The sequence below is a fragment of the Nocardia sp. NPDC006982 genome, assembly GCF_042869435.1.
GTDB lineage: Bacteria > Actinomycetota > Actinomycetes > Mycobacteriales > Mycobacteriaceae > Nocardia.
Genome location: NZ_JBIAFV010000024.1, coordinates 24,192 through 30,925, shown reverse-complemented (window position 1 = coordinate 30,925; position 6,734 = coordinate 24,192). Strand labels below are relative to the sequence as shown.

The following is a 6,734-nucleotide window of genomic DNA, read 5'->3' as shown; positions in this document are numbered from 1 at the left end:
ACCCGGTCACCCTTCAACCCTCACCAGCGAACCGAGCAGGTGATTGCCTGGCGAAAAATCTTACTGCGGCCGCACCATGACTTCTCATTGTCGGGAATAGGTGCGGGGCTACTCGTCGCGCCGCTCCGGCTCGCGCAGGCTCGGGGCCCCGAGCACCAGATCGGGCAGGTCGGGCAGGTCGTGGATGGCTGCGGCAACCGGGGCCAGGATCTGTGTCGCCTGCTCCCGCACACGACGAGCCGCCTCGCGCCCGGCCTCGGTGACCGACCGGCCCAACTGTTCGGCGGTACTATGCGCGGCATCCGCAGTGAACCGCACGTCGATGAGGACACCGGAGTTGTCGACGGTGACCTCCACCAGGCCATCCGCCGAAGGTATGGTGCACCGTGCGGTATCCAACTTCCGCTGGACCTCGGCCCGGTGGGCCTGCTGCTCGGTGAGTACGCCGAGAATGTTCTCGACCTGATTGCGTATCCCGAAATTGGCCGAGCGCAACCCTTCTCGTTCCCAACGGTCCATGACTTCCTCTTCGGATCTCAGCCGTGGCGTTCGGCGTATCGGCGTTCGAAGTCGGCGATGTAGACCGGCGGATCGATGGACGTCGACGACTGCTCGAACAGACCGTCGTCGCCGAGATAGAAGATCGCCCGATCGGTCGCGACCATCCCGGCGGATACGGGCACATGCACCATCCAGCCGACGCTGAATCGTTCGGCGGCCAACTGTTCGAGCGGATATCCCGTGGTGTCCAGTACGCGCCCGGTGATGTAATCGCGCACCCGGGAGATCGCCTCCGCGGCGGGCATCGGCTCCGGCGTTGGCGGCGCCAATCCGGCCAGCGAGTACTGATAGAGCGCACCGTCGATGTCGAACCGGCGGTCCTCGCCGAACACCGCGACCAACTCTCGACGCGTGACCCTACCGCCCTCAGCCGCCACCAGCAGTGCGGGAATCGCTTCGCGTGCACCAGGATTCGGCTCTGTGCCGAGCAGGTCGGCGACGATCCCCAGCGCCGTTTCCCTGGTCCACACCCCGGGGACCGCCACGGCGCACTCCTCCGCCGACGGCGAGGCCCCGCGGTACCAGCGCCCGGCCTCCCACCAGTAGCAGAACGACAGCAGACCAGATGCGGCGCGCGGGTCGAGCACCGGATCGGCGACCCAATCCGGTGCGCCCGCATAGAGATCCGGCATCGGCTCGCCGCCGTTGTAGACCGCGTCCAGCGTCGGGGCATTCCACACTCCGCCCGAGAGCACGGCCCGCCCAGCCGGGAGCGCGTGCAGCGTCGACCCGTGCAATGCCGCCCCCTCGAACACTCCCGTCCACGGCTCCATCCGCGGACCGTGCTCCGACCGAGCGGCGACGAAGGCCGCGGCGATCGTCGCCCAGCGCGCCCACATCTGCGGGAACGGGGGAAATTCGTATTCCGCCAGCGTCGCCCATACCTGGCCGGATCGATTTGCGCGGGCCTGGGAAGCTGCCTGTTGCGGTGTGCGACGTTGGCGGTCGCCGTGGCCGATGTAAGCGCCCATCCACACCGGGACCTGGGCACGCGGATACGCCTCGAGGTCGGCGCGATACGCCTCCGGAGCGAACAGCTGCCCGGGCGGGAACGGCTGCTCGCCATAGTCGTAATCGATATCTATCTCGCCGGACTCGGCCAGTACAACCAGCATGCGCCACCACGGTCCGCCATTGGATCGAGCCGCGAGCGTGCGCAGTTCCCGGACCAGCGCGAGGACCGACTCCGGGGGTGATAGCGGAACCACCTGATCGCCGACGGAGTACGCGAGCTGCCCGACTTCCCCCGCCACCGTGACCGCGAACACCGCGTCCGCCTGCTGCCAGCCGGTTGGTCCGAGCGCTTTCAGCGCATCGGCGAGCCGCTGCTCGGCGGCTGGTTCGCGTGGTTCGTCCGCCAAACAGTCCTCCTCATGCGAGCGCGGTACATCCGGCCCCTAATTTTGGGGTCTTCCCATAGCTGGGACGGCGCTCGATTCAGTCGGCCGAAACCTCGCTGCGATCGCCGCTCCACAGCGTGTGGTACTTGCCCGGCGCATCGATCCGCTCGTAGGTGTGCGCGCCGAAGAAGTCGCGCTGCCCCTGGGTGAGGGCGGCGGGCAGGCGTTCGGCGCGCAGGGCGTCGTAGTAGGAGAGCGAGGAGGCGAACGCGGGCACCGGGATGCCGAGCAGGGTGGCCGTCGCGACCACGCGGCGCCAGCTGTCGATGGCCGTCTCGATCGCCTCACGGAAATACGGCGCGAGGATCAGGCTGGGCAGTTCCGGGTTCTGGTCGTAGGCCTCTTTGATCCGGTTCAGGAAGCGGGCCCGGATGATGCAGCCGCCGCGCCAGATGGTGGCCATGTCGCCGGGACGCAAGTCCCAATTGTATTCGGCACTGCCCGCCGCGATCTGATCGAAGCCCTGAGCATACGCGACGATCTTCGACGCGTAGAGCGCCTGCCGGATGTCCTCGGTGAATTGCGCGACATCGGTAGGCTTTTCGCCGAGCTTGCCCGCGGCGAGACCGACCGCGGCCTTGCGCTGCGCACGCGAGCCCGACAGCGCCCGCGCGAAGACCGCCTCGGCGATGCCGGTGACCGGGATGCCCAGATCGAGTGCGGACTTCACGGTCCAGCGACCGGTGCCCTTCTGCTCGGCCGCGTCGACGATGACATCGACCAGCGGCTGCCCCGTCTTGGCGTCGACCTGGTTCAGCACCTCTGCGGTGATCTCGACCAGGTAGCTCTCGAGTTCGCCGGAGTTCCACTGCGTGAAAACATCGGCGATCTGCTTGGCGTCGAAGCCAAGCGCGTCGCGGAACAGGTGGTAGGCCTCACCGATCAGCTGCATATCGGCGTATTCGATGCCGTTGTGCACCATCTTGACGAAGTGTCCGGAGCCGTCGGGGCCGATATGCGTGCAGCACGGTGTGCCGTCCACCTGCGCGGCAATCGATTCCAGCAGCGGGCCGAGGGATTCGTAGGACTCCTTGGGGCCACCCGGCATGATCGCCGGACCGTTGAGCGCGCCCTCCTCACCACCGGAGATGCCCGCGCCGACGAAGTTCAGCCCGCGTGCCTTCATGGCTGCCTCGCGGCGGATGGTGTCGGTGTAGAGCGCGTTGCCGCCGTCGATGATGATGTCGCCGGGCTCCATCGCCGCGGCGAGCTCCTCGATGACGGCGTCGGTCGGATCGCCCGCCTTGACCATGATCAGCACCCGGCGCGGCTTCTCCAGCGCGGCGACGAACTCCTCGATCGTTTCGGTGCGCACGAAGTTGCCGTCGCCGCCGTGTTCGGCGAGCAGTGCGTCGGTCTTGGCGATGCTGCGGTTGTGCAGTGCCACCGTGTAGCCGTGCTTGGCGAAGTTCCGGGCGATATTGCTACCCATGACCGCCAGGCCGGTAACCCCGATCTGTGCGGATGCTGTTGCGGACGCCATATATCAGCCCTCTCCGTTCGGTGTCGTCACCTTCGGTGGAAGCCTAGTCCAAGCCCCGTTTCGCCTTTTCCGGTGTTCGCGTCAGCGCCTCGAGATCCAGATCTGAGGACTCGGCTGATTCCGAGCAAACGGCCATACTTGCCTGTCATGGACCCAGGTTGGATCGCTCTGGCGGGTGCCGCCGTCGGCGCCGTAGGGGATCGCGCCGTAGGGGATCAGCCTGATGCCTCCGTTCCCCAAGACGCGGCCCTACGGCATCGGGCATTGCTCGCGACGCAGTTTCATCCGCGACCTGATCCCGGCGCGACCGTCGGTGATGCACCTGGCAACTGGGTGTGCAGGATCCGCACCATGGTGTGATGTGCAAAGGTCTCCAGCCTAGAGTTCCGGCCGCCATATCCACTGTGCTTTGCGTGTGCTGTCAGATCTGCTCTGCGTGATTCCGGCTGCGCGGGGGTGGCGATCTGTTCCAAGCGGCCGATGGGGTGGTCTGGTATCGGTGTGACAGGTTTGCAGTGGCCGGAAGACTCTCGTCACCGGATTCCCGTCTGGTCGATCGATGCTCGCGCCCACCGGCGACTCGGTTCCAAATACCGTCGTCGAGCCTCGGCGAACAGTTGCACGGCGGCTGGTCCCGGCCAATTGTGGGGCAGCATTTCGTCGGGCAATCCCGGATCTATGTAGGGAATGATCCGCCACTCGTCGAGCATCAGCGTGAAGTGTGCGAAGGCATTTCGGTCGCTGGTGTCGTCCAGGTCGAGGATTCCGCAGTGATTTCCGTAGAAGGTTCGGTGTCTGGCCGCGAGATCGTCGAGATTCCACCATTGCGCGGCGGCCTCGCGCAGGGTGCCGGGCACGGTGGGGTCGGTCGCGCGGAACGAGGTCACATAGCCGTCGAGATCCAGGGCCGTGACGATGGCGGCTGCCTCGGCCGCGAGGTACTCCGGACAGATCCACAGCCCCGCCGAGACGGTGCCGCAGCCGTTCGCGGACAGTCGTCGCCGAAGCTGGTGGCGCGCGGCGCGTTCGGACTCCGGGATGGCGTAGGACAGCAGCCGCCAGGCATCGCCCGAGGCCATCTGGCGGAACCCGAAGATCCGTGGGTCGCCGCGGGCGAACATGGCCAGGGCGGCATCGGTCAGTGCGTAACCCGCACGCCTGCTGCGGGTTTCGGCGTACAGCACGCCTTTGCTCTTCAGGCGTGTGATCGCGGTGCGCGTGCTCGGTGCCGGAATGCCGAGCACGGCAAGTAGTTCGGTGAAATCGGCCACCGCGATCCAGCCTCCGAGGTCGCGGATATAAGCGCCGAGCACTGTGCGGGTGAGCGAGGTCGCGCTGCCCGGCCGTGCATCGAAGTCGTCGAGCACTGCGGCTGCGAGCGGCTGTTGGGCATTGGTCATCGCGTGTCGGGTATCCCTTCGAGGTCGAGGTCGAGGTCGAGGTCGAGGTCGAGGTCGGGTGTCGAGTGGCGATTCGACTCGGCTCGTTCGGGATATCCGCCGATTCGCTCAGTGTCCCGTCCAGGTGCGGACGGCGAACAGCTCCGGGAAGTAGCTGTGCTCGAGTGCGCGTTGTAGAAATCCGGCCCCGCTGGATCCGCCTGTCCCGCTACGTCTTCCGATGACGCGCAGCACCGTGCGCAGATGACGGAACCGCCACAACTGGAAATTCTCCTCCAGGTCCACCAGCTCCTCGAACGTCTCGTACATCGACCAATGTTCTTCCGGCGCTTCGTAAATCGACTGCACCAGGGCGAGCAATTCGGGGTCGAGCGTGTGGGCCTCGCTGACATCGCGTTCCAGCGTCGAGCGCGGCACCTCCAGTCCGGTGCGGGCGAGATGACGCCAGAATGCGTCGTACAGGGTCGGTTCCGGCAAGAGCGTGGCCAGCGTTTCGTGTGCCTCGGGCTCGGATTCGAACACCCGAAGTACGGCCGCGTTCTTGTTGCCGAGAATGAACTCGATCGCACGGTACTGGTAGGACTGGAATCCGGACGAGTTCCCGAGAAAATCGCGGAACTGCGCGTATTCGGAGGGTGTCAGCGTCGCGAGCACAGACCATTGTTCGGTGAGTGTCTTCTGGATATGTTTCACCCGCGCAATGCATTTGAGTGCGACGCCGATGTCGTCTGCATCGAAAGCCGCACGCGCGGCGCGCAATTCGTGCAATACCAGCTTCAGCCACAGCTCGGTGGTCTGGTGCTGAATGATGAACAGCAGCTCATCGTGTTGCTCGGGTCGGCTGAGCGGATGCTGCGCGCTCAGCAAGGTGTCGAGGTCCAGGTACGCGCCATAGCTCATGCGAGAGCTGAAATCGGTGACGATGTCGCGTTCGAGTGCGTCGCGTCGGATGGTCATCAGCGGCTCGTTCTCCTATGGCCCCCGATTCACCGTATTACACGAATATGACGCTCGTTAGGGTTGTGTCATATGGCGGTCGGGCATAGCTCCGGCATCCGTGGCACCGAGGCTGGCCAGCAGGCGCAGGTTGTCATGGGATTCGGTGCGGGGTTCGGCGGACAGGACGACGAGTTCGGTGCCGGTTTCCTCGGGTAGGGCGAAGTTTTCCTGGTGTAGGTCCAGGGTGCCGACCAGGGGATGGACGAAGGATTTGCGGCCGTGGGTGCGGGAGCGGACATCGGCGCGGGCCCACAGCTTGCGGAAGCGATCGCTGTGCACGGCGAGTTCGCCGATCAGGGCCGACAGTTTGGGATCGTCCGGATACTTGCCCGCAGCCAGGCGCAGGTGGCCGACGGTATCGCGGGTACACAGATCCCATTCGGCGTAGAGCGAGCGGCCGTCTTCGTGCAAGAAGATTTGCCGGGCGATATTCAAACCCTTCATCGGGCTGTGTCCGTACAGCAGTTCCGCGAGACGGTTGCCCGCGACCACGTCGAGACGATGATCGAGGATGAGGGCGGGCGCATCGGGGATCAGATCCAGCACCCGCCGCAACTCCGGGCGGATGCGGACATTCGGTGCCGACTTCGCCGGACGCTGTGGGCGGCGGGCCAGCCGGTGCAGGTGCTCGCACTCCACCTCGTCGAGGCCGAGCACGCGAGCCAGTGCATCGAGGACCTGTGCGGACGGCTGCCGAGCTCGCCCCTGCTCCAAACGCACGTAGTAGTCGACGCTCACCCCGGACAGATGCGCGACCTCCTCGCGACGCAATCCGGCCACTCGACGGCGCGAATCGGTAGGGATGCCGACGGATCCGGGATCCACCCGGGACCGCCGCGTGCGCAGGAAGTCGCTGAGCTCGTCCATCCCTCCAGTATTGCCACGGCTTCG

6 protein-coding genes are annotated in these 6,734 nt (G+C 65.8%); all 6 read right to left on the bottom strand.

Annotation, left to right across the window (positions count from 1 at the left end):
• Positions 1–108 precede the first annotated feature (108 nt).
• The 6 genes from ACFYOW_RS44470 to ACFYOW_RS44445 all read right to left on the bottom strand — a co-directional run bounded on the left by ACFYOW_RS44470 (position 109) and on the right by ACFYOW_RS44445 (position 6,710).
• Positions 109–519, bottom strand: coding sequence for a YbaB/EbfC family nucleoid-associated protein (locus tag ACFYOW_RS44470; RefSeq protein ID WP_387297307.1), 411 nt, complete (start codon positions 517–519; stop codon positions 109–111).
• A 17-nt stretch (positions 520–536) separates the two neighbouring features.
• Positions 537–1,922 (bottom strand): hypothetical protein, encoded by a 1,386-nt coding sequence (locus ACFYOW_RS44465; protein WP_387297305.1) that lies wholly within the window; start codon positions 1,920–1,922, stop codon positions 537–539.
• A 76-nt stretch (positions 1,923–1,998) separates the two neighbouring features.
• On the bottom strand, positions 1,999–3,444 hold the full coding sequence (gndA, locus tag ACFYOW_RS44460; protein WP_387297303.1) for an NADP-dependent phosphogluconate dehydrogenase: 1,446 nt from the start codon (positions 3,442–3,444) through the stop codon (positions 1,999–2,001).
• Positions 3,445–3,977: 533 nt separating this feature from the next.
• On the bottom strand, positions 3,978–4,844 hold the full coding sequence (locus ACFYOW_RS44455; protein WP_387297301.1) for a PaaX family transcriptional regulator C-terminal domain-containing protein: 867 nt from the start codon (positions 4,842–4,844) through the stop codon (positions 3,978–3,980).
• A 108-nt stretch (positions 4,845–4,952) separates the two neighbouring features.
• Complete coding sequence (locus ACFYOW_RS44450; protein ID WP_387297299.1) at positions 4,953–5,801, bottom strand: tryptophan 2,3-dioxygenase; 849 nt, start codon at positions 5,799–5,801, stop codon at positions 4,953–4,955.
• A 57-nt stretch (positions 5,802–5,858) separates the two neighbouring features.
• Positions 5,859–6,710 (bottom strand): helix-turn-helix transcriptional regulator, encoded by an 852-nt coding sequence (locus tag ACFYOW_RS44445; RefSeq protein WP_387297297.1) that lies wholly within the window; start codon positions 6,708–6,710, stop codon positions 5,859–5,861.
• Positions 6,711–6,734: the final 24 nt, after the last annotated feature.

Excerpts from the sequence above, each read along its gene's own strand:
- gndA (WP_387297303.1), bottom strand. The coding sequence starts at position 3,444 with ATGGCGTCCGCAACAGCATCCGCACAGATCGGGGTTACCGGCCTGGCG.
- ACFYOW_RS44445 (WP_387297297.1), bottom strand. The coding sequence starts at position 6,710 with ATGGACGAGCTCAGCGACTTCCTGCGCACGCGGCGGTCCCGGGTGGAT.
- ACFYOW_RS44470 (WP_387297307.1), bottom strand. The coding sequence starts at position 519 with ATGGACCGTTGGGAACGAGAAGGGTTGCGCTCGGCCAATTTCGGGATA.
- ACFYOW_RS44455 (WP_387297301.1), bottom strand. The coding sequence starts at position 4,844 with ATGACCAATGCCCAACAGCCGCTCGCAGCCGCAGTGCTCGACGACTTC.
- ACFYOW_RS44450 (WP_387297299.1), bottom strand. The coding sequence starts at position 5,801 with ATGACCATCCGACGCGACGCACTCGAACGCGACATCGTCACCGATTTC.